Source organism: Christiangramia sp. OXR-203 (assembly GCF_034372165.1).
GTDB lineage: Bacteria > Bacteroidota > Bacteroidia > Flavobacteriales > Flavobacteriaceae > Christiangramia.
Genome location: NZ_CP139698.1, coordinates 1,361,688 through 1,384,617, shown reverse-complemented (window position 1 = coordinate 1,384,617; position 22,930 = coordinate 1,361,688). Strand labels below are relative to the sequence as shown.

Genomic DNA, 22,930 nt, shown 5'->3' with positions numbered 1-22,930 from the left:
CGTTTACTAATTCGGTAATTTTATAGTGAACATAAGTTATAAATTCACCAAAAATTAGATGGCGGTAGCTGCTATATAAGATGTAACATCTAATTGTATTTTATGAGTAGGGTCATAAACTATAATTGAATTACAGTTGCCGCTTTTCTAACTTTTTCACTTCCAGGGTTTACAACGTGCATCCTATTAACCATCTCAGATAATATTTCTACAGTTTTCATTTTCATCCAAAAATTTTTTGTTTTCCTAATATCCACATAGAGAATTGCGATCGTAATTTTTCTTAAAATAAGTGATTTGAACTATATTCCCGCCTATCTAAAATTACAGGTAATGGAAAAGTCTAAAGTGACCAATTATATTGAAAACATACTCCCGAACATTCCCGAAGACTGGGTGAAATTAACTACTCACAGACTGGATATTTATAATGAAGATCTGGCTAAAACCGAGTTTCTGGAGAAGTTTGAGGCATTATACACTAATAATGATCATAGTGCTGAAAAACTAGCTGAGCTTCCAACCGCCTATGACTACATAAGATTAGGACATCCTCTTTCCTCTATTCTAGAATGGTACGTGGGTAAATTGAATGCTTTGAAATCTGATCATATTGTTGGTTTTTCATCTCAAACTACTCCTCTGCTGGCTGTACTTCGGAAGAATTTATTTGAGAAGAAGAACACGCAAATAATTTATTCTGAAAACCTTCCGGAACATTTCAATTTTGAGCTTTTCCGAAGTGTATATGGATATGAATTTGAGACCTTACAGATCAAAGAAGGTGAATCAATTCCAGATTTTGATGGTAGTAGCATTTATATCACTTCAAAAGCAGATCTAAAAGATCTGAATATTGATAAAAATATTGATTTTCTGCTAAGCCTTCAGCAGGAACTGGGTAGTGTAATTATTGTAAATGGCGAAAAGAATGCTTCTTATATTTCTGAAATTCAGCATGTACGTAGAAGGGAAACGATTTCGATGACTCCGGCCGATACTCATAAATTACTACACAGACTGGTAAACCTTTCTTCCGAAGAGAATTCGAAGAAAGATGATGTCAATCTTAAAAAAGTGATCGAAGAAGTTCAGAAGATCACTGCGACAACTTCAAAAGTTCTTGTAGGCTCTTGTGGTCTTTCCATGCAGTACGCGATCATGATGGGGCTTATCGATGATGCCTTAGCCAAACATCCAGGTAAAGGCATTCGAATTATTGTGCCACCAAACTGTTATGGGGGAACTAATGATCAGGCTCGTCGCGTTGCCGCCTGTCTGGATAATGTTGAGATCATGGATCTACCGGTAGATGGTGATAATGATATGGTCCAGAGCACCGACAAAGTGCTGAATCAGGCTGCAAATGAAAATGCAGTGCCGCTGATCATTGCTGAAATTCCTACCAATCCACGTGTTGAAGTTCCCGAACTTGAAAAACTACAGGAAGTTCTGGCGAAAACCCGTAAGACTGCAGATGGTGAAGCTGCTGTAGATCCTGTTTTTATTCTGGATCAAACCTTTTGTCCGAATGTACAGTTCTGCAATGAGGATGGTATTCTTGCCGGAATCAGGGTAATTTCCTACGTGAGTGGATCCAAATTCCCGAGTGGTGGGAAATGTACGGCCGGTTATGCCGTGGCGAATCAAAAAGCTGCCGAATTGATGGATAAGATCGATACGCATTTGAAAGTATGCGATAATGAAGCAACCTCTCTGCAGGTCGAAATTCTAGCGGAACAATTACCGTCCATGAATCAAAGAATTGCAGATGCCTATAAGAATACCCGTGAATTTGTGAATTTCATTAAATCTGAACTTCCCGAAGCAAAGATCAATTTTGTTTCTGAAGAATTAGCTGCTGCAGGTTTCACACCTTCCGTATTTTCTCTTGACCTTCCTACAAAAGGAGAAACCGCTGCAGATCGTGAATCTTACAAAAGATCCCTGAATCAAAAACTGATCACTATGATGATCACCAGGATTCCTGAAGAAAGCAAGTATTGTGTAAGTTACGGTCAGTTAAAAGGTTGTTACTGGACGATACCAGCTACCTCAACGCAGGGTACAACAAAGGAAGATGACAAGGATTACATTGCGAGAGTTTCAGTTTCACCAGATCTTGATCTTGAGATGCATAAAAAAGTATTTTCTCAGTTCGTAGAAGATATCAAATAAAGCTATAGCTTATTTAGTTAAAGATCCGGTAAGAAATTAAATCTTCATACCGGATCTTTTTTTATAGTAATGCTACTTCAGCTCTAAACCGATTCCAATTTTCTCCAGTAAATAAGGGTTATGGTCGATCACCAGAATATCATTTTCAATACTTAAATCTTTCAAAATCTTTAGGAGCAAATCTATATCTTCATAATGTAAGCCAGTGCTAGGTTCATCAAGTATATATAGTACATCTTTGCTACCTTGCAACAACCAGTTCAGCAATAATAGACGCTGCTTCTCTCCTGAAGACAGGCTTTGAATAGGCTGATCCAAATTTAAATGACCAAGACCTATTTCCTGAAGTTTTTCCAGAACCTCCCATAATTTCTCAAGTTGACCATGTTCCTTCAACCAGGCCTTAAAGCCATGAAGATCCACATTAAGAACCTCAGCGATATTCTTACTATAAATCGTATGTTCGAGAATTTCTGGTTTGTACCGCTGTCCCTGGCAGGTTTCACAGGTTTCCACAGCATTGGCAGTAACATCAAGACTCGTTTCCACGTAACCCTTACCTTTACAATCGGGACACTGACTCGTCTTTGTTTTATAAGTAAAATCCTTGGGTTTTAATTTCGAATTTTCAGCAAAGATCTTTCCAATATCCTTTAGGAAATCCAGGTAAGAAACCAGTAATGTGGCGGAATGTGATCTTAATTTCTTTGCCTCAAAATAATAGGCATTTTTATAATTTTCAGGATAAACTATCTGCTCACAATAAACCGGTTTCTGATCTCTAATAGAAGGAATAATGATATCCTTGACCAGTGTTGTCTTACCAATTCCACTTTTTCCGCTAAGTGCAGTGATCCCTCCAACTGGAATTTCTAAACAGTTGCGTTGCAAATTATAACGCGAAACTCCCTTTATTTCAATTTTTCGCTCACTTTCAGAAGTAAACTCGAATCCGGCATCTTGTCTTTTGAAATAGGCATGGGTACTTTCTTTCTTTACAAAGTCTTCTGGTGTTCCCTGGAAAGTAATTTGTCCGCCATTTTTCCCAGCCTTAGGACCAATTTCAATTAGCTCGGTCGCCGCCTGGATGATCTCTTTATTGTGTTCGATTACAAGTACTGTATTTCCTTTGGCTACCAATTCCTTAAGAATCGCTATAAGATCTGGAATATTATGTCCCGAAAGTCCTGCGGAAGGTTCATCCAGAAGATAAGTAACGCCTTTCAACGGACTATTTAACTGGGTGATCAAAGCCACCCGCTGGTTTTCACCACCAGATAAACTTTGAGATTTTCGGTTTAACTGAAGATGATCTATATGCAGCTGAGTTGCCCTATGTACCGTATTTTCAATAAATGGCCTAATCTTTTCAACCAATTCCTGATCGATTTCCAGATAAGTGTTTGCATTCTGAATCCACTGTTCAAGTCCAGAAAAATCAAGGTTCTTGATCTTGCGAATAGATAGGCCACCAATCTCAAATTTCAATCTCTCCGGATTTAGTCCACTTCCGAAGCAATTGCTGCAAATAGCCGGGGTGAATAGAGCAGTTAAATTCGCAATTAATTTATTTTTTCGGGTCTTATAATATTCCTGCTTGAGGTAATTATCCAGGCCTTCCCATTTCATTCTGACCTGCTGAATTCCTTCCCTCGTTTTAGTTCTGAACTTCCACTGAGTTTCCCAGACTTTCTCTCCGGTTCCTTCAAAAATGATCTTCTGCTGTTCTTCGGAAAATTGGTTGAATGCAGTATTCAGGTCAAAACCATGTTCCTGCCCTACTTTTTCGAGTATTGCCATATACTGGCTGTCCCTCTGCCCATAGTAGGAAAGCGCTTTATTATGTTCAAAAACTCCATCTGAAATTCTTAAATTAGTATTGGGTGCAAGCTTCTTGACATCTGGTAGCAGTTCCTCGCCCAGGCCGTCACAGATCTTACACCTGCCAAGTTCATGATTGTTGGAAAAATGACTGGCTGAAAGTTCTTCTCCCTCAAACTCCGCTTTTCTGGAAAAAGCAAATCTTAAAAGCTTATCGATCCCAGTTTGCTTGGCAAGATCAGACCTATTGGTGAAATTTGGCACTTTTCGGGTCACGCAGATTGTAGGTGTTAAACCGTCGATTTGATCGACTTCCATTTGAAAGTTTACCCCAACCCTGGACTGTTGATATGCTGAAAATTGCCTTGTCATCTCCTGCATCCCATACGCATGCAGCGTATCTATAAGAAGAGAAGATTTCCCAGATCCCGAGATGCCGGTGACCACGCTCAACCTATTCTTCAGCAATTTAAGATCAAGATCTTTTAAGTAGTGTGTACGCGCTCCCCTAATTCTAATCTCATCTCTCTGCTGGATCTCTAATTCTGGTTTAGAAGTCTCCAGTACAGCTTGAGAATTATCGAAGAAAGAATCAGCCTGCAATTTAAAAAGTTCATGATTTTCAAAACATACGATACCATCTGTTTGTTCTTTTAGCTTATGTAAAGCGGTAATTAATTGTCGCACATTACGCTGATGCAGTCCAATGCTAGGCTCTTCAAGGATTAAAATATTGTCCCTGGAAGGTTTGGCAAAATGCTTGGTCAATTTGATTCTCTGGGCTTCTCCTCCAGATAAGGTATTGGAAGGTTGCCCTAATTTTAAATATTCCAATCCTAAGTCTTTCATCAGTTTGAGAATATTTAATATTTTCCTGTCTACTGCGAAAAAATCGATTGCTTCTAATATGCTTAGATTGTAAATGTCTGCAATATTCTTCCCATTCCATTTCACTTCCAGCACTTCCTTTTTGAAGCGCTTACCTTTGCAAACAGGGCAAACCTGATTGATCGTCCCCATCACATTCATAGAAAGACTAATCACACCGGCACCTTCACATTCTGTACATCTGCCAGCTTTATTGTTAAATGAAAACGAACCTTTACCTAATTTGCGAGTCTTTGCGTCACCTGATTTGGCCAGAAGATCACGAATCTTATCGGCTAAGCCGGTGTAGGTCGCAGGGTTGGAACGCGGAGTTTTACCTATGGGCTGATCACTTACTGTAACCAGTTTCAAATCTCTTTCTTTGGAAATTTTCTGAAGCTTCTTTTCGATCGTTTCATTCTTCCGACTTATGACGGTCAGTCGTCCTGCTTCCGCCCTTATTGTAGCTATTGAACTACTTGAAACATTTGAAGTAACTTCTTCCGAAGCATTCATTTCTTCGAGAGTAGGACTGGATATGGAATCAGATTTTAAAAATTGATCTATTGGACCGTTGAAGATGATCTCTCCTCCATTGTTTCCGGCTTCAGGACCTAATTCTATGATCCAGTCTGCGGAACGAATAAAACCAAGATCATGCTCCACAACCATTACCGTATTTCCCCTGGCGATCAATCTTTGTAGAATATGACGTAAATGCCTTTGATAATTTTCTGCGAGGCCAATGGAAGGTTCATCGAAAATATATAATATACCTTGCAGGTTGCTGTTTACCTGTTTGATCAATTTCACACATTGCGCATCTCCAGAAGAGATCTTAGAACTTGGCGTACTTAAACAGTATTCACCCATTCCTAATTGTACCAGATCGTTGAGTTGTACCTGGATCTTATAAACTAGGTCCTGTTCTCCACCCTTAAGTTCCAGGCTATCTAAAAGTTTATGTAATTCCGATAGTGGAATATCCATCCATTCAGCAAAATTCCTCTTTTGCCATCTGAATTTCAGGTGATCTGGCTTTATTCTGGCACCATGGCATGCGGGACAGATACTGGAACTAGCGAACCTCAAAATGTTCTTATTCCGGTCTCTTCTAAGAATATCCTGCATAATTGGAAGCATTCCCTTATAATAACCTTCCTCTCTTGGTTTCGCTTTAAAGCCTTCCCAGCGTAATCTTGATTCGAGAGTATGTTTACCGTAAAAAACCTTCAGGCGATCGCTTCCATTCATGACGACATCTTTTTGCTCTTCTGTTAAGTCCTTCCAGGGAATATCCACGCTAAATCCATGTGCGTGACATACTTTGTCAAGTTCTTCAACAGTGATCTGAGAATAGACGATATAACCACCGGGCAAAGTGGTAGTAATTGCTCCTTCTCTTAAGGTCTTGTTTTCATCACCAACCAGTTTTTTAATATCAACATATTCAGCTTCACCAATTCCTCGACAGGTTTCACAGGCACCTTTAGGGTGATTAAAAGAGAATAAAGATTTACTCATTGGCTTACTCCCAGAATAACGTGCAAAAAGTATCCTAAAAACCGAAGCAAGTTCAGAAAGGGTTCCGAAGGTGGTATTAATGGATTGAAACCTCTTGGACTGCTCAACTTTTATGACCGGAGGAAGATCCTCGATATCATCAACTTCCGCAGTAGGAATAAGATTCGCATTCTGTTGATTATATGTAGGCAAACTTTCCAGGAAGAACCTGTAACCTTCATTGCCGATAACTCCCATTGCGAGCGATGATTTTCCTGAACCTGATAGTCCGGTAAGAACTATTAATTTATTCTCAGGGATCTCGAGGCTTATATTCTTCAGGTTATTCTGGTAAGCATTAACAATGCGCATAGATTTATCTTTCTTTTTCAAAAAATTAAAGATATAGAGATTCTCAGAGCTCATCAACCAATTCAGAAGTTATTGCTTTAGGACTATTTTTGAACATAAATCTGTCATTCTAAACCTTGAAAACTTCATTTATTGTACATCCGAAATTGAGTTTGACAATTTGCGGAACGGCGTTAGGAAACGTACTTTTGAAATCCGACCAAATACAGCATCACCTTAAACCTTCGATATGCTACTTATATGAAGAAACCCGATATACCGGAAAACGAAGATCTAAGATTACGAAGTGTACGACAACTTGGCCTGCTAGATTCACTCCCTCAAGAATCCTACGATAACATTACGACCCTGGCCAGTGAAATTTGTCGTACTCCTGTAGCGCTGCTTACCATTCTGGATAAGGACATTCAATGGTTCAAGTCTAAAAAAGGTCTGGGAGCAGATCAAACCGGCCGTGATGTTTCATTTTGTGGACATGCAATCCTGGAACCTAACAAGGTTTTCGAGGTGGACAATGCTCTGGAAGATTCTCGCTTTGAAGATAATCCCCTTGTGCTGGACGAGGAAACCCATTTTAGATCTTATGCCGGAGTTCCAATTTTGAATAAGCAAGGTTTACCGCTGGGAACGCTGTGTGTGATCAACAAAACACCTAAGAAATTAAGCATACATCAAAAAAAATCATTGATTGCTTTGGGTAAACAGGTAGAGATCTTATATGAATATCATCTACAGAACACTGAATTAAAAAAGGCGCAGAGCAATCAGCTTGAAAATAATAAGATCCTTCGTGAATTTGCTGGTAATGTAAGCCATGATCTTAAAATGCCCCTGGCGAACATGATCATTACCTCAGATATCGTAAAAGCTAAATACGCCAGCGTACTCGATGAAAAGGGGAAAGAATATCTCGATTACATTAAAAACTCCGGATTAAAATTAAGTGAATATATCACTGGTTTACTCGAATATTATTCTGAAGATGGTTCAAAACCTTCGGAAGTAAAAGAATTCTTTCTGAATGATCTACTTGAGGATACTATCGATCTATTACATATAGATTCCAATTGTGATATTCGCCTTCCGGAAGAAAATTTAAAGATTCGCGTTAATCGAGCAGGACTGGGACAGATCATGATGAACCTGATTAGCAATAGTTTGAAATATAATGATGCTGAAGAGATTGTAATTAATATAGAATGCTATGAAAATGGCGCGTTCTACCATTTTTCTGTTTCAGATAATGGGATTGGTATTCCTGAAGAAAACCTGGAACAAATATTTGAGCTGTTTACTGTAATTAACGTAAAAGGAACCCCAGATGAGCGAGGTCATGGAATTGGACTGAGCACAGTTCAAAAACTGGTGGATACCATGAATGGCCAAATTTCAGTGCAGAGCACTTTGAACAAAGGAACTACCTTTAATTTTTCTCTGGAAAAACCTACCTGGAATTAAAATACAATAGAAAGTTAATGCCACAGCAAATTCTTTAAGCTTTGGCATTGCTAAAAGTAATTTGCTGGATCTGTTAAGAGATTCCAAAGACAAGCACCATTTTGTTATAATTCTGCTAAAATCGTTTCAACGGCCAAGAAGCGATTCAATACCGCACATCAGTTTCAATATTACTTGGTAATTTTAGTACAACCATAATGATAAATCAATTCAAAGATGAGTGAGAAAGAAAAGGACAAAAAATCCCAGGATCTGTCCCGGGATACAAAAAATGCTGAAGGTAAAACGATGACCACTAATCAGGGTGTTAAGGTGAACGACACTAATAATTCCCTGAAAGCCGGTGAAAGGGGGGCCACACTCCTGGAAGATTTTATATTAAGAGAGAAAATCACACATTTCGATCATGAAAGAATTCCGGAAAGGATCGTTCATGCGAGAGGAAGTGGAGCTCATGGATATTTTGAACTATATGAAAGTATGGATAAATATACCAAGGCGCCAATTTTCACAGATACCAACAGGAAAACACCTGTTTTCGTAAGATTCTCAACTGTAGCGGGAAATAAAGGTTCTGCAGACCTGGCGAGAGATGTTCGTGGATTCGCCGTGAAATTTTATACAGAGGAAGGAATCTTTGACCTTGTAGGAAATAACATGCCTGTGTTTTTTATTCAGGATTCCATGAAGTTTCCAGACCTAATTCATGCCGTAAAGCCAGAGCCGGATAGAGATATTCCTCAGGCAGCGTCTGCTCATGATACGTTCTACGATTTCGTATCCCAAACTACCGAAACACTGCACAACCATATATGGGTTATGAGTGATCGTGCGATTCCAAGAAGTTTTAGAATGATGGAAGGTTTTGGTATTCATACCTTTAGATTGGTAAATGCTGAAGGCAAGTCACATTTCGTGAAATTCCACTGGAAGCCATTATTAGGTACACATTCCGTAACCTGGGATGAAGCAGTGAAAATTCATGGCGCTGATACCGACTTCCATAGAAGAGATCTTTGGGATGCCATTGATGCGGGACACTTTCCTGAATGGGAACTTGGACTACAGATCATTCCTGAAGAAGATGAACATAAGTTCGAATTTGATATTCTGGATCCAACAAAACTGATTCCCGAAGAAATGGTACCAGTACAACGTATTGGTAAAATGACCTTAAACCGTAACCCAGACAATTTCTTTGCAGAAACTGAGCAAGTTGCATTCCACCCAGGTCATATCGTACCCGGAATAGACTTTTCTAACGATCCATTATTACAGGGTAGATTGTTCTCATATACAGATACACAGTTATCAAGGCTGGGAAGTCCTAACTTCCACGAATTACCAATTAACCGCCCGGTGAACGAGACTCATAACAATCAGCGTGACGCTCATATGAGAATGACAATCAACAAAGGTAAGACGGCTTATTTCCCTAATTCAATTGGTGGAGGTTGCCCGCATCTTGCAAAAATGGCTGAAGGTGGATTCACTCCTTATGAAGAAAGAATTGACGGTAGAAAGACCAGAGCTAGAAGCGAGAGTTTCAATGATCATTATTCTCAACCAGCGATGTTCTATAGAAGTTTAACCGACTGGGAAAAGGATCACGTTGCAGACGCATATACTTTCGAAATTGGAAAATGTACCTATGATCATATCAAAGAACGTATGCTTTATATCATTAACCAGATCGATGAGGGTCTTGCAGCTAAGGTTGCTGAAGGATTGGGTATGGAGATTCCAAATAAAATTGATGGTCCGGTAAATAAAGCTATAGGCGCAGATGCCGATGTAGATAAGCATCAGCCACCTAAGAAAAAGAATTATCTTGATAAATCTGAAGCACTTAGCCTTACGCATTTAAAATCTGACAGTATCGCTACACGCCAAATCGGTTTTCTTTTAGGAGATGGTTTTGATGGTGAGTCTATGGGTAAAATGAAAAAAGCTTTAGAAGATAAAGGAGCAATGGTTCAATTACTAGCCCCTCATGGTGGTACTATAAAATGTGATGAGGGCAAAAGTCATAAAGTGGATGCAGCTTTGTTAACTACGGAAAGTGTTCTATTTGATGCAATATATATTCCTGGTGGTAGCAAAAGCCTGGAAGCTTTAAACAAAGCTCCTAAAACGGCAAAATTCGTCAATGAAACTCTGAAACATTGCAAAGCAATTGCAATAGACAAAGAGGTGATGGATAAGATAGAGAATACATATCTGGATAAGTTCAAGGAAGATGCAGCAGTTTTAATTGATGAAACTCCAGAAAAGTTCATTGAACAGATCGCTGCTCACAGAAACTGGTCTAGGCAAAAAGAAGCAATGTCTATACCTGTTTAAATGTATATAGGAAGAAAAACCGCTGGTGAAAACCAGCGGTTTTTTTATTTGAACATGTAACGAACTAAATAATTTTTAAAAGTATCTAGTTATGGAAAAATGGTTTGATTTAACATTGAATTCTGCTTTAGCAATTATAATTTCCTGTCTGGGAATTTATGTATCGATAATCATATATACCAGGATCTTCGGGAAAAGAAGCTTTTCAAAAATGTCAAGTTTTGACTTTGCGATGACCGTTGCTGTGGGATCGATGCTGGCCACCACGGTACTATCTGATTCTGTGACCCTTCCGGAAGGCATGATTGGACTCTTCTTTATATACCTTTTTCAATTAGTCGCAGCTTATTTACGTAGATGGGATTTTTTCAGAGAAGCTATAGATAACTCTCCATTGCTTTTAATGGATGGAAAGGATATCTTACACGATAATCTTACCAAAGCAAGAGTTACGGTAACCGACCTTCGTTCTAAATTAAGAGAAGCAAATATCGTAGAACTGGAAGATGTAAAAGCAGTAGTCTTTGAAACAACTGGAAATATTGTGGTGATCCACTCCCATGATAACAGACCTGTAAATGACTGGCTGTTAAAGGATGTACAGAGAAAATAAGAATAACTAGTCTTCTGTAGACAACATAGAATGCAGACTAAAGTTAAACTTTTGGTAAGTCTGTAGCCAGAACGATTCATTCAACCTACATTAGCATCGTGCACGACATAATCGTGTGTAGAACAAATGTTATGAAGAATTATATTGAAACTACTACCCTACAGAATATCTTCCGAATACTACTTTCAGTTTTCATGATCTACGCAGGATTTAGTCATTTAAGTTTTAACCGCGTGGATTTCCAGGCGCAAGTTCCAGACTGGGTGCCAATGAGCAAAGATCTAGTGGTTATACTTTCGGGGATCGTTGAAATGATTCTGGGTCTTGCCCTACTCTTCTGGAAAAATCAGCGTGTTAAGGTTGGCTGGTTTTTGGCAATTTTCTTTGTATTGATCTTTCCGGGAAATATCGCGCAATATGTAGATGGTAAAGATGCTTTTGGAGTTCTGGATTCAGATAGAGCAAGACTTATAAGATTGTTTTTTCAGCCCGTACTTATAGCCTGGGTTTTATGGTCTACTGGCGCATGGACTGCCTGGAGAAATTCTTAGAAATGATAATGATGGAAGAACATGAGAATCTAAAATTAGAAAATCAAATTTGTTTTCCCTTGTATTCTGTATCTAGATTGATCACAAGGGCGTACAAACCTTACCTGGACACCATGGGTCTAACCTACCCTCAATACCTTGTATTGCTTGTACTCTGGGAGAAAGATGAACAATCTGTCAATCAGATTGGAAAGAAACTATTACTCAACACTAATACCTTGTCACCTCTCATTCAGCGAATGCAAAAAAATGGTTTACTGTTACGTACCCGTTCTTCCGAAGATGAAAGAACGGTAAAAGTCAATTTAACCAGGAAGGGACTTGGTTATAAAGAACAAGCTAGGAATATTCCTAAAGATCTACTTGGGAAACTACTCAATGAAGACGTGCAGGTCACAGATGTTATGTTATTAAAGAAAACACTTGATTCCTGGATAGATATATTGAACAATGAAAAGGAAATGAATATAAATTCAGAAAAATAAAAAATATGAAAGCACTACAAATAAAGAAATACGGAGAAATTAAGACCGGTCTTGAATTTGCTGAAACCAGTAAACCCGAAATTGCCGATAATGATGTTTTAGTTGCTGTAAAAGCTGCTGCCCTAAATCCAATAGATTACAAATTAGTTCAGGGTCATCTAAAAGATATGCTGAAACTGGATCTTCCAACAGGGATTGGCTATGATATGAGCGGAGAAATCGTAGAAATTGGGAGTAAAGTTAAAAACTTTAAAGTTGGAGATGAAGTATATGGGCGTGTACCACAGGAATACATGGGTACTGTAGCTGAATTTGTAGCTGTAGATGCTAATGTGATCGCACATAAACCTGAAAACGTGACTTTCGAAAAGGCTTCCTCTTTGCCACTTGCCGGCCTTACCGCAATGCAGGCGCTTCAGAAAGCTGATATCAAAAAAGACGATCGTATACTCATCCATGCAGGTTCTGGTGGCGTAGGTAGCTTTGCGATTCAGTATGCAAAATCTATAGGTGCTATAGTTTATACTACCACAAGTGATACGAATGTGGAATGGGTTAAAGCACTCGGTGCAGATAGAGTGATCGATTATAAGAATGAAGATTACAAGGAAGTTGCGAACAACCTGGATATCGTATTCGATACTCTTGGTGATCAATATACATTCGATGCTTTTGAGATCATTAAAGATGGTGGAAAAGTGACAAGTATCGTTGGACCGCCAGATGATAAAACGGCTAAGCAAATGGGAATGACCGACTATCAAATGCCAGAAAAGCTGAGCAAACTTATTGAGGAAAAATCTGCACATTATACTTTAACCTGGATGCAGCCAAATGCACCTCAGCTTAAGGAAATCAAAACGATGGTGGAAGACCGAACAATTAGACCGGTTATTGACCTGGTCTATTCTTTCGACAAAGCAGTTGAAGCTTTCGAATATCTTGCTACGGGCAGAGCCCAGGGTAAAGTTATCGTGAGTCTTGCCGAAACCTTCGAAAACAAGTAAATAATTTAGAAATTGTTAATTAAAAGTAATAGTTATGAGTAAAGGAAAAAATGTATTAGTTGCCGGAGCAACCGGAACTACAGGAAAAATTATTATTGATCTACTTAAAAACTCTTCAGAATATGAACCAATAGCGATGGTACGAAAAGAAGAACAGCAAAAAGAGTTCGAATCTCAAAATGTAAAGACTATTCTGGGCGATTTGGAGAAAGACCTGAGCCATACCACTCAAAATGCACACAAGGTGATCTTTGCTGCTGGATCTGGTGGTAAGAACGTTATAGGTGTAGACCAGGAAGGAGCTAAAAAACTTACTGATGCAGCTAAAAGTTCAGGAGCTTCGAAATTTGTAATGTTAAGTTCTATGGGAGCAGATGATCCTTCAGTAAGCGAAGATCTGCACGAATACCTTAAAGCAAAACAGAATGCCGATGAACATTTAAGATCCAGTGGTATAAATTACACGATTGTAAGACCAGGATCATTGAACAACAAGGAGGCTTCTGGCAAGATCAAACTAGAAGAAAAGTTTTCAGAAATGGGTGAAATCTCCAGAGCAGACGTTGCCCGTACATTGGTAGCCGTTCTCGATGATGATGTAAGAAGTAATCAAACTTTTGAAATTCTATCTGGTGATACAGAGATTAACAATGCAGTAAAAGGATAATCAACCAACATATTCGAAAAGAACTGAATGAACTTCAGTTCTTTTCTTTTTTAACTAATTCACTATGAAAAAAATATTACTCTTAGCCCTGATAGTTCTTTCCCAGAATGTAACTGGCCAGGAGGCGATAGTTCCCCAATCTGCATTGGAAAAAGTAGCGGATTTTAAGGGGCAGCAGGTTACAGGAATTAGCCTTAGCGATACAGGAAGGATCTTCGCGAATTTTCCAAGATGGCGTAGGAATGTCGAGTATTCTGTAGTGGAGATCGGTGAAAACAGAGAGGCTGCACCCTATCCCAACGCTCAATGGAATTCCTGGAAAGTTGGAGATAAAGATCAGGACTCCATATTTGTGGCGGTGCAATCTGTCATTTCTTCTGAAGAAGAGTTGTTCGTCCTGGATACGAGAAATCCGCTATTTAAAGGAGTGGTGAGTAATCCACGAATATTTGTCTTTGACCTCGAATCTAACAAATTGAAACATATTTATGAATTAGGAGATGATAGTTTCTACAGGGATTCTTATATCAATGATCTGCGTGTTGATAGAATGAATAATCACATTTATCTTACTGATTCAAATCATGCGGGTTTAGTAGTTATTGATTTGGAAACTGGTGAAAGTCAACGTGTTTTAAGCGACCACTACTCTACCCTTGCCGAAACCGATGAATTGACGATCAATGGAAAACAGTATAGGAACACGATACATTCGGATGGAATTGCACTGGATGAAGCTGAAGGTCTACTTTACTACCATTCCTTAACGGGCTACACTCTTTATACTGTACCTACGAAAATTCTTCGCGATGGATCTAAGGAAGAGATTCAGAAAGCCGTAAAGGAAGTTGCAAAAACTACTGCACCAGACGGAATGATTCTAAATTCCGATGGAATGCTTTACCTGGCAGATCTCGAAAATAATGCGATCATGCGATATAACACCAATTCGGGAGAGCAGGAAGTCCTTGCACAGGGTGAGAAAATACGTTGGGCAGATACTTTTAGTATTTATAATGGATATCTATATTTTACAAATTCGAGGATCAATGAGGTGAAAGGTGATATTTCTAATATGGATTTCAGCATTTATAGAATTAAGCTATAGACTTAGGGAATCCTAATAAAAAAGCAGATCAAATATTGATCTGCTTTTTTTATGCTTTCTCTGCATGTAAACATTTAAACCGAAGATTTCCCGCATCCGTATATTTGAGTCGGATTTTGTAATTCAATGGGCGATCTTCTTTATGAAATTCTCCCGTTTTAGGATCAAAGCCACCATCTGTGGTGATAGATATACTTCTCACATGATCTGCATCAATTCCATTTAGAAATTGAAATTCCTTCTTACTTAGTTGTTTTTTGGACAGAATCGAATTGATTGTTTGCAAGTGTTTAGCTGTAGTATTCATCATATTAATTTTCGTTCGACATCTTCTCTTTTTCTTTTTTTATTTTCTCGTTTTTCTCTTCTTCGTTTTTCTCTTCCTCCTCTTCAGTAGTAATCAACCTATGATCATTTTTCAATCCAACAATGTGAATGATCGTATTGATGGTAGTATAAAGCATTAGAACTACTGTGATCATCATTCCGCTTAAAATAGAGGTACAACAAAGGCTCGCCCAGTATATCGTAGAATACCAGGTCATGGGTACGTTATCGGCTTCTGTGATTTGAATATTGAATAGTTGAAACATCACAAGAGCACTTATGATAAGCACCGTATCAAGTTTTGCAATATCCAGAACCTGATAATAATGCTCATTTTTAAGTTTGGATTCAGTTCCAGTACTTATTCCCAAAAGTGTTAGTAGCAAAGTAAGTATGGTGGCAGAAGCAAGAGTGATCGTATTACAAAGCATATTTAGACCACTGTGAGAGGATTCAATAAGTTTTTTAGCTTCGTAACCGGAAAGCTGACCCAGAAGAAATATACCTATCCCAGTAAATACGGTAGCTACTATTCCGCCGTAAATTGCCTTTCTATTGTCGCTAAAAAAATTTCTCATAATTCTGTTCTTATTGGTGGAATGGACAAACCCAGTTTGATCCGGTTGCCTTACCACTGTATTGTTTTGCCTCACTGGATGATCCAAAGTCTTCTAGCATAGGATTCATACTTCCCTGTAATTCTTTATCCCGATCTCTAATCTTATCACGAACTTTTTCGTAAGCTCCCATTTCCCTTAATTTCTCAAACTGCGCATGCAGATTAAAGGCTATGGAAGGATACGGACTTCTGCGAGCCTTTCTCGAACTGTTGGGATGCATCCCTACAATATAAAAAGATCTTCCGGCAATACTGAAGCTAAAATTATCATCTTCTGGATCACTGCTTACTGATGGGTCCCAGTCTTCAGTATCAATCTTTTCGATTTCTTCCAGCTGTTTCCATAACAATTGCTCAAATTGATCTTCCGTAGCAATATCAGAATCCGGAAAAACTGCGATCAAGGATTTAAAATCGTTTGTTTCAAAATCATACTCGGCGATATACTTTTCAAGATCCTTAAGCAAAGTTTTTGTATGCTGGGGATCTCCCAATTTGCCGTATTGTTTGGTTTTTACATGTTCCTGGCTAAATACAGTTTGCGCCATGATACAAGGATGATCCTCCTCAAGGATCCAGTGTTCAAATTTCTCTTTCGTTTTCATCATCGTTCAGTTTTAGTTCTACATATATGCAGCCTCTGGCTGGTAGGACTGCTCGATTAAACCCTTATCTGGTTGCTTCAGTATTTCAATAGTACTTCCATCTGCCTCCCATCGTATCAAACCTAGCTTTCTAAATTCCTCGAGCCAGTTCTCCATGACCCATCTTTCCCATTTCTCGTAAAATATTCGCGCATTTATCACGATAGCTTCTACCTGGTGAACAGGTGGTGAATGCACCGGATGTTGCTGGTGGTAGACTTTAGCTGGTGATAATAGTAAAGGATAGATACATTTAAGTTGACGCATCTTCATAGCCACATCTGTATCTTCTGCACCATAGCCTGTAAATTGTGGATCAAAACCTTCAAGTACTTTGAATAACTGCTTCGGGATATAAAAAGCGAGGCTCCAGAATAGCATATAATCACTGGCTTCGACTAGTTCACTGATCTCGGGTCGGGCTGGATGAGCAGCACTTAGATCTTCCAGATCGCTCAATTCAAAATTCTGCGGAATGCTACTCTCAAGATAATATGGATTTCCCATAATTAAAGTTTTATGAGCCAGACCTTGTGTGATCATATCATCAAAAAAATCTGGATGTGGAATACAATCAACATCGAGAAATATTAAGTGATCAAATTTGGCATTTTCAGCTCCAATATTCCTTGCTTCAGCAATAGGAAGGTTAGCGCCCTTAGAACTAATTTGCGAAATCTCTATTGGTAAATCCTTAAAAACGTTTAAGTCTGGCACCTCATCAATAGCCACGATCCTAATCTCATCGGGCTGCAGTCTACTTGTTTTAACGCCCTGTAGTAAATTATATAAATGTGCTTCCCGTCCCTTTACGATCGTGATCACTGAAAATTTTATCTTATTCTGCATGTTCTTCCTGTTGTTGGTTTGCAAATAGTTCTGGAATTAATGGTAACCGATCATAATTCCCATCTAAATGTATTTTTAGTTTATTAATCGCACGAAGATCATCATCGACATCCCACGATCTATGCTTTAATATTTCTGAATCATCCAGTTCAAATATAGAATTTGGATCTATCGCCAGATCATGCTGGTATAGATGGGTCGCAGTAGTTTCCTGCTCATTATAGGGCCTATCCTCCGGGATCGCCACAAAAGCTTTCTTAGCTTGCAAGATTTCGGTTACGGAGTTGAGTCCGCAATTCGCCACGACAAGATCAGCTTGCTCTAATAAATTCTGGAAATTTTGAACATAACCACAGTTCCTGATCCTGGAAATGGTGAAGATCTCTTCTGGCATCCCGATAACTTTGATCTCTGCGGAAGTAAAACGTTCCGGAAGTAGATCAATCGCCTGTAGAAGTCTTTCATTTCCTCCTCCTCCACTAATTACGAGGATGTTATTCACTCCTTCTGAAGGAGCCGTTATTTGCTGCCCAATCTTTCGATCTGTAATAAAGCCCAGGTAGATCGTTTTCTTCCGAAGCCACTCAGGTGTTTGCTCGCTTTCAAATTCTTCAGGGTAATATGCAAGAACAAATACAGCTCCCTGGAAAGCCTGTATATGTGCCGCATCATCCCTGTGACCTGGAAGTTTGACGTACGCATAAGGAATTGAAGAAACTCGCATCAAAGCTGCAATTTCTACGCTTACATCAACAACCATAAATTGGATGTTCCTTTTCACAACTTCCTGCAAGATCTGCGCGCTTCGCAATTGTATAGATCTTTGTCCCACCGGACTGTAATGCAAATAATCTGGTTCTGCAATCTGGTTTTTGAAACTTACCGTACCATCTGGATTTTCATCTGCCAGCCGCACGAATTGGCCTTTCAAGGCCTCCGGTTTTTTCAAACTACTAAAAGTGCAAATTTCATTCTCAAAAACCTTTGCAAACAAGCGGGCAAAATTAAGATGACCACTACCATGCTGATGTGCGTAATACCCTATCATACCGCAATTTTTTTCAGATTTTCCGAGATCATTTTTCGGTAAAGATTTTCATAAGCATCTACCATTTGTGCTTTATCGCAAAATTCGATAGCTCTTTGACGACAATGATTTCTATTCAGCTTTGAACTCGAATGGATTGCATTTATAAATCCTGCTTCATCTTCAAGGTCAACCAGAACGCCGGTTTCCTTAGTTAAAATTTCAGGAGCAGCTCCTACATTAAAAGATACAACAGGAGTTCCACAAGCGAGTGATTCAGCAATTACGAGTCCGTAAGGTTCGTCCCATACACTGGTAAATAAGGTCACTTCAGAAGAACCAATCAATTTATTTAACCCTTTATGCTTAAGGTGTCCAATATATTCCACTCCTTCCAGCTCTAATCTCGGCTCTACATATTCTTTGAAATATTGAGAATTGCTAAGTGGTCCGGCCAGGACAATATTCTTATTTGCTTTCAAGGCATAATCTATAGCCAGGTGTGGTGCTTTTTCCTTGCAAATTCGACCAATCCAGCAAAGTTTATCTTTTTCAGCAGATTTGGAAAAGGTCCACGCAGCAGTGTCGATTCCGTTATAGACTACTTCTGTTTCCGGAAGTAAGTGAGCATAAGTCTTACCAAGTTTTTTACTTACTACGCTAAATTTTTCACTATGATCTCTTCCGAAGAGACTATGAAGGCCCGCGTGAATGCTATCAAAAACCGGTGTATGAAAAGAAGTTAGAAATTGATGCCTGCTACTGGCTCCCCAAATTATTGGTAATTCGTGCATGCTATGATTATGCACTACATCATAATCAATAGATTCGATGATCTCCAGTACATTTCTATACATAAGTTCATCCATTTTAGATTCTGTCAATTCTTTATTCGCAACTTGAACCAGGTCCAGAGAAGTCACATCAAATTGAGGATCTGAGCCGGATAGCGCGTATAAATGAACTTCATGGCCTCGTTCCATAAGCGTTTGTACCAGCTGGTGAGTGATCATTTCCAAACCACCGGAATATGGCTCGGCAATGGGAAATTTATTATGCGCGAGAATGGCTATTTTCATCTGGGATTATTTTTAGTTGATTAATGGTTTTAGGCGTAAATTCAGAATAGAGATAAATTCCTGATAGTAGAAAGAGTAGGCTTACCTGAAGACTATACATTGCAATCCCGGTTTTTCCGACGGCAAATAACAATATCGTCATGATGAGTAATAGTGCCGGAATCCTGAGCGGAATATGTTTGAGACTTGAAACAGAAGCGAATTTGCTGGTTGTTACAAAACTTGCCGGCATTCCTACTACAGCCATAATGGGAGAAAAAGCCATCTCAAAACTTAGGGCAATGTGAATCAAAAATGCTTTAAAATTATACTGAAAAGTGTTTTTTCGATTAGATAGGAATAAAAACAATTTGCCAAAGATGTAAATGCTAAACTGACCTAAGATAAGCATGGGAATCCAGTCTGAAATTTGCCAGTTCGTAAATATTTCTGCCAGTATATAAAGCAAACTGAACGCGATAGGAAATGACAGTAAATTCACCCACGCAGATAATTGCATAAATACAGATAGTTTACATTGATCCTTTACACGAAGGCTACAAAATTTCAAAAAGCACTGTGTATTTCCATATACCCATCGATGTCTTTGCTTGCGTAGATCTGCAATACTTCCTGGCATAACTCCCTGCCCTAAAATTTGATTTGAGAAGTAGGTTGTAAACTTCTCAGACAGGAATTTTATTCCGAGGTGTGCATCTTCAGTCAGGGATTCTGTAGGCCACCCTGAAACAGAAAGTAGTGATGCTACTCTTATCATACTTAAGGTGCCAGTTGGTAAAGTGGAAAGACTTCGATTTCCCGCCTGAGCATAACCACTGAAAAAGTGTTCCAATTCGTTGAATAAACCATGGCGTTCATGATGAAGTGTATAATGCTGAGGGAATTGAACCACTGCTGCATTAGTACCATCAATAGTTGCTACAGCTTTGGAAAGACTATCTGGTTTCAGTATATAGTCGGCATCTACAGTGAATATATATTTGGTATCCGGATGCATTAGCTTTAAGCATTGGTTCAATGCGCCAGCCTTGTATCCATCAAGCCTGTCGAAGTGTTTGAATATAATCTTTTCGGGATATCTGTTGCAAAATTCCCGAACCGGTTTCCATAGCTTTTTATCTGAAGTGTTATTATCCAGTACTACGATCTCATAATTCTCATAGTTAAGCTGAAGAGCCGCCCGAACTGTTTTAATAACCAAATCTGAAGGTTCATTGCAAATAGCAATGTGTATTGAAACTTTCGGCGATTTTTCGAATTTTGAAGATTTCGACAACGATTTATTCTGTCGCCTACAGAATCTGACTCTAACAATCGATTCTACTAACATTAGAAGACTTAACAGGCTTAAAAATATGATCAAAGTCGTTTCAAAACCCACCACAAAATAGGATAATATCACCGCAAGGATCATGACATAGCAAAGCATTAAAATGTTTTGAGATACTTTCAAAATTTCTTTTTCTTTTTACGAATTTGGTGGAAGTAACGCATGATTGTGTGCGGTTTTACATTTGTGCTTAACGATATTCTTCTAATTAGGAAAGGTTTAACTCTAGAATACTCAAGGAATACACAGTTGTTAATATTTTAGTATTAGAAAAACCGACCACTAATAATGCAAACCATCAAAATTGCTGAAACGTCAGCCAAATCAATATTAAAAGAACTAGCATCTGTTTTTGAAACGGACTATACAGAGAATTATGGAGAAGCTTATATCGAGTTTTCCAACGAGCATGGGAATGGTATAATATCAGGTATAAATTTTCCTAACGGTGTCGGTATTTTTAGATTTGAAACAAATTTAAAGGAAGATACCTGTTTAGATTTCCATGGTGATCTGGTGCATCCTTTTAAATTTATATATGTTATAGAAGGCCGCCTGGATCATAGGTTCCGGGATGAAGATATCGTGCATCACATAGAGAAGGATCAGTCAGTAATAATTGGGGCGAATAGTGGAAGCGGTAATAAGATCATGTTTCCGGGAGGTATGACGATCTCTGTAGTTGTGCTGGATGTTGATAGAAAGAAATTTGTAGAGCAACTTACATTTCCTCTGGAAGAAATGGATGATATCTATCACAGAATATTTGCAGATACTAATGCGATGCGTACCCTTTATCACCATACTCAATATAGTCTTAAGATGTCCCATTTAATTCAGGAATTAAGAGACTTTACTACACCTGGACTGGAAAGAGTAAGTTATCACGGGGCGAAAGCATTGGAGCTTCTTACATTTATGCTTATGCTTTATCGGGATGACAGTAAGCCTGAGGATCATCAAAATGTAATAAGGCAGAAAGATCTGGAAAAAGTGAAACAGGTGATCTTCCAAATAGATAAGAATATTGCAGAACTTGGCAATATTAGCTCGCTCGCCCAATCGGTTGAGATAACCGAAACCAAATTACAGGAAGGTTTTCAAATACTTTTCAATTGCACGGTTCATGAATACATTCAACGTAAAAGGATGGAAACCGCTATGCTGTTATTGCTGAAAACCAGTAAAACAATTAGTGAGATCGTATATGAAATTGGTCTCAACAGCCGAAGTCATTTTTCCAAGATCTTTAAAGAAAAGTATGGAATGACTCCAACTGCTGTAAGAAATAAGGATAAAGTATGATCGTAAATTCTAATGCTGATGGTTGGGAGATATTCTCACATTCTGCGCATGGATTGCTGGCAGGTAAAATTGCAGACCAGCTGAAACCAGATATTAAAGGTAGAAATTGGGTAGCTACCCTCACTGCGATCGTAGAACATGATGACCGGCAATTAAACTTCAGAGAAAAGGATTACCTAACCAATATTGGTACTCCTCAGGATTTTCTCGATGAGGACAGAAATATTAACGAGATCATTAAAAGAAGTCGCAGGTTACTGGAACAAGCTAAACTTAAGTCTAGTTGGGTCACTATATTAGTCATGAAACACCTGGAGTTCTTATACAAGGATCTTTCTGAAGAAAGCAAAATGATCCATCGTTTTATGAATGAGATCCGTGAGGAAATAAAGAAACTCATGAAAGTAAATTCAATGGCTGACCAGGAGGTACATGACCTTTACCAGATCATGGTATTTGCAGATAGATGTTCACTTATCCTTTGCCAGAATGGAGTACCCGCCAAAAATCGGGAACTTGAAATCAACACAAGTATTCAGAATACCAAATATGTGATCTCAAGAAATGAAGCTGACGACATCTTTATAGAACCGTGGATTTTTGAACAGGATTCTTTCGAGTTAAGTTGTGAATACAAAATGCTAGAAAAGGCGTCATTCTCCGGAAATAAAGAATTTGAAGATTGTCTTCGGAATACTCCAATTAGTCTGAGGCATTGGAAGATTAGTAAATTAAAATGAATACTTATAGAGCTAAGTTGATTCATTAAGCTGAAAT

Annotated in this window: 19 protein-coding genes; 11 read left to right on the top strand and 8 right to left on the bottom strand. The window is 38.6% G+C overall.

All coding sequences use genetic code 11. The annotated features are described in order from the left end of the window. Nucleotides 1–333 precede the first annotated feature (333 nt). Nucleotides 334–2,178 (top strand): cystathionine beta-synthase, encoded by a 1,845-nt coding sequence (locus T8I65_RS06305; protein WP_322302552.1) that lies wholly within the window; start codon nt 334–336, stop codon nt 2,176–2,178. A gap of 72 nt (nt 2,179–2,250) precedes the next feature. Here T8I65_RS06305 and T8I65_RS06300 read toward each other — a convergent pair whose 3' ends face one another. After that, a complete protein-coding gene (locus tag T8I65_RS06300; protein WP_322302551.1) occupies nt 2,251–6,741 on the bottom strand; it encodes an ATP-binding cassette domain-containing protein in 4,491 nt (1,496 codons plus the stop codon). A gap of 240 nt (nt 6,742–6,981) precedes the next feature. Here T8I65_RS06300 and T8I65_RS06295 point away from each other — a divergent pair, with 240 nt between their 5' ends. The 8 genes from T8I65_RS06295 (at nt 6,982) to T8I65_RS06260 (ending at nt 14,973) form a co-directional block, all read left to right on the top strand. Then, nucleotides 6,982–8,199 (top strand): GAF domain-containing sensor histidine kinase, encoded by a 1,218-nt coding sequence (locus T8I65_RS06295; protein ID WP_322302550.1) that lies wholly within the window; start codon nt 6,982–6,984, stop codon nt 8,197–8,199. A gap of 216 nt (nt 8,200–8,415) precedes the next feature. Then, a complete protein-coding gene (locus tag T8I65_RS06290) occupies nt 8,416–10,542 on the top strand; it encodes a catalase (protein WP_322302549.1) in 2,127 nt (708 codons plus the stop codon). A 91-nt stretch (nt 10,543–10,633) separates the two neighbouring features. Further along, on the top strand, nt 10,634–11,155 hold the full coding sequence (locus T8I65_RS06285; protein ID WP_322302548.1) for a DUF421 domain-containing protein: 522 nt from the start codon (nt 10,634–10,636) through the stop codon (nt 11,153–11,155). 131 nt (nt 11,156–11,286) lie between these two features. Then, nucleotides 11,287–11,706, top strand: a complete 420-nt coding sequence (locus tag T8I65_RS06280; RefSeq protein ID WP_322302547.1) for a DoxX family membrane protein — start codon at nt 11,287–11,289, stop codon at nt 11,704–11,706. 59 nt (nt 11,707–11,765) lie between these two features. Then, nucleotides 11,766–12,191: a MarR family winged helix-turn-helix transcriptional regulator gene (locus T8I65_RS06275; protein ID WP_322302546.1), complete on the top strand. Its 426-nt coding sequence runs from the start codon at nt 11,766–11,768 to the stop codon at nt 12,189–12,191. 5 nt (nt 12,192–12,196) lie between these two features. Then, on the top strand, nt 12,197–13,198 hold the full coding sequence (locus tag T8I65_RS06270; RefSeq protein WP_322302545.1) for an NADP-dependent oxidoreductase: 1,002 nt from the start codon (nt 12,197–12,199) through the stop codon (nt 13,196–13,198). 34 nt (nt 13,199–13,232) lie between these two features. Next, a complete protein-coding gene (locus tag T8I65_RS06265; protein ID WP_322302544.1) occupies nt 13,233–13,865 on the top strand; it encodes an SDR family oxidoreductase in 633 nt (210 codons plus the stop codon). A 64-nt stretch (nt 13,866–13,929) separates the two neighbouring features. Next, entirely contained in the window at nt 13,930–14,973 is a 1,044-nt protein-coding gene (locus T8I65_RS06260; RefSeq protein WP_322302543.1) for an L-dopachrome tautomerase-related protein, read from the top strand. A gap of 49 nt (nt 14,974–15,022) precedes the next feature. Here the strand turns inward: T8I65_RS06260 and T8I65_RS06255 are convergent, their stop codons facing one another. The 7 genes from T8I65_RS06255 to T8I65_RS06225 are packed head-to-tail and all read right to left on the bottom strand — an operon-like array spanning nt 15,023 to nt 20,947. Further along, nucleotides 15,023–15,283 carry a hypothetical protein gene (locus T8I65_RS06255; RefSeq protein WP_322302542.1) on the bottom strand — a complete coding sequence of 87 codons (261 nt, stop codon included), beginning with the start codon at nt 15,281–15,283 and terminating at the stop codon, nt 15,023–15,025. Nucleotide 15,284: 1 nt separating this feature from the next. Further along, nucleotides 15,285–15,878 carry a hypothetical protein gene (locus T8I65_RS06250; protein ID WP_322302541.1) on the bottom strand — a complete coding sequence of 198 codons (594 nt, stop codon included), beginning with the start codon at nt 15,876–15,878 and terminating at the stop codon, nt 15,285–15,287. Between the two features lie 10 nt (nt 15,879–15,888). Beyond that, a complete protein-coding gene (gene gntA, locus T8I65_RS06245) occupies nt 15,889–16,527 on the bottom strand; it encodes a guanitoxin biosynthesis heme-dependent pre-guanitoxin N-hydroxylase GntA (protein ID WP_322302540.1) in 639 nt (212 codons plus the stop codon). A gap of 15 nt (nt 16,528–16,542) precedes the next feature. Continuing rightward, on the bottom strand, nt 16,543–17,412 hold the full coding sequence (locus T8I65_RS06240) for a glycosyltransferase family 2 protein (RefSeq protein WP_322302539.1): 870 nt from the start codon (nt 17,410–17,412) through the stop codon (nt 16,543–16,545). Then, a complete protein-coding gene (locus T8I65_RS06235; RefSeq protein ID WP_322302538.1) occupies nt 17,402–18,460 on the bottom strand; it encodes a glycosyltransferase in 1,059 nt (352 codons plus the stop codon). Before T8I65_RS06235 ends, T8I65_RS06240 begins: the two co-directional genes overlap by 11 nt. Beyond that, complete coding sequence (locus T8I65_RS06230; RefSeq protein ID WP_322302537.1) at nt 18,457–19,518, bottom strand: glycosyltransferase; 1,062 nt, start codon at nt 19,516–19,518, stop codon at nt 18,457–18,459. Before T8I65_RS06230 ends, T8I65_RS06235 begins: the two co-directional genes overlap by 4 nt. After that, entirely contained in the window at nt 19,493–20,947 is a 1,455-nt protein-coding gene (locus T8I65_RS06225) for a glycosyltransferase family 2 protein (RefSeq protein WP_322302536.1), read from the bottom strand. The genes T8I65_RS06230 and T8I65_RS06225 overlap by 26 nt, the downstream gene beginning before the upstream one ends. A 189-nt stretch (nt 20,948–21,136) precedes the next feature. Between T8I65_RS06225 and T8I65_RS06220 the strand changes: the two genes are divergently transcribed. Together T8I65_RS06220 and T8I65_RS06215 are read left to right on the top strand one after the other, a co-directional pair. Further along, entirely contained in the window at nt 21,137–22,153 is a 1,017-nt protein-coding gene (locus tag T8I65_RS06220; RefSeq protein ID WP_322302535.1) for an AraC family transcriptional regulator, read from the top strand. Further along, nucleotides 22,150–22,893 (top strand): DUF3891 family protein, encoded by a 744-nt coding sequence (locus tag T8I65_RS06215; protein ID WP_322302534.1) that lies wholly within the window; start codon nt 22,150–22,152, stop codon nt 22,891–22,893. The genes T8I65_RS06220 and T8I65_RS06215 overlap by 4 nt, the downstream gene beginning before the upstream one ends. Nucleotides 22,894–22,930: the final 37 nt, after the last annotated feature.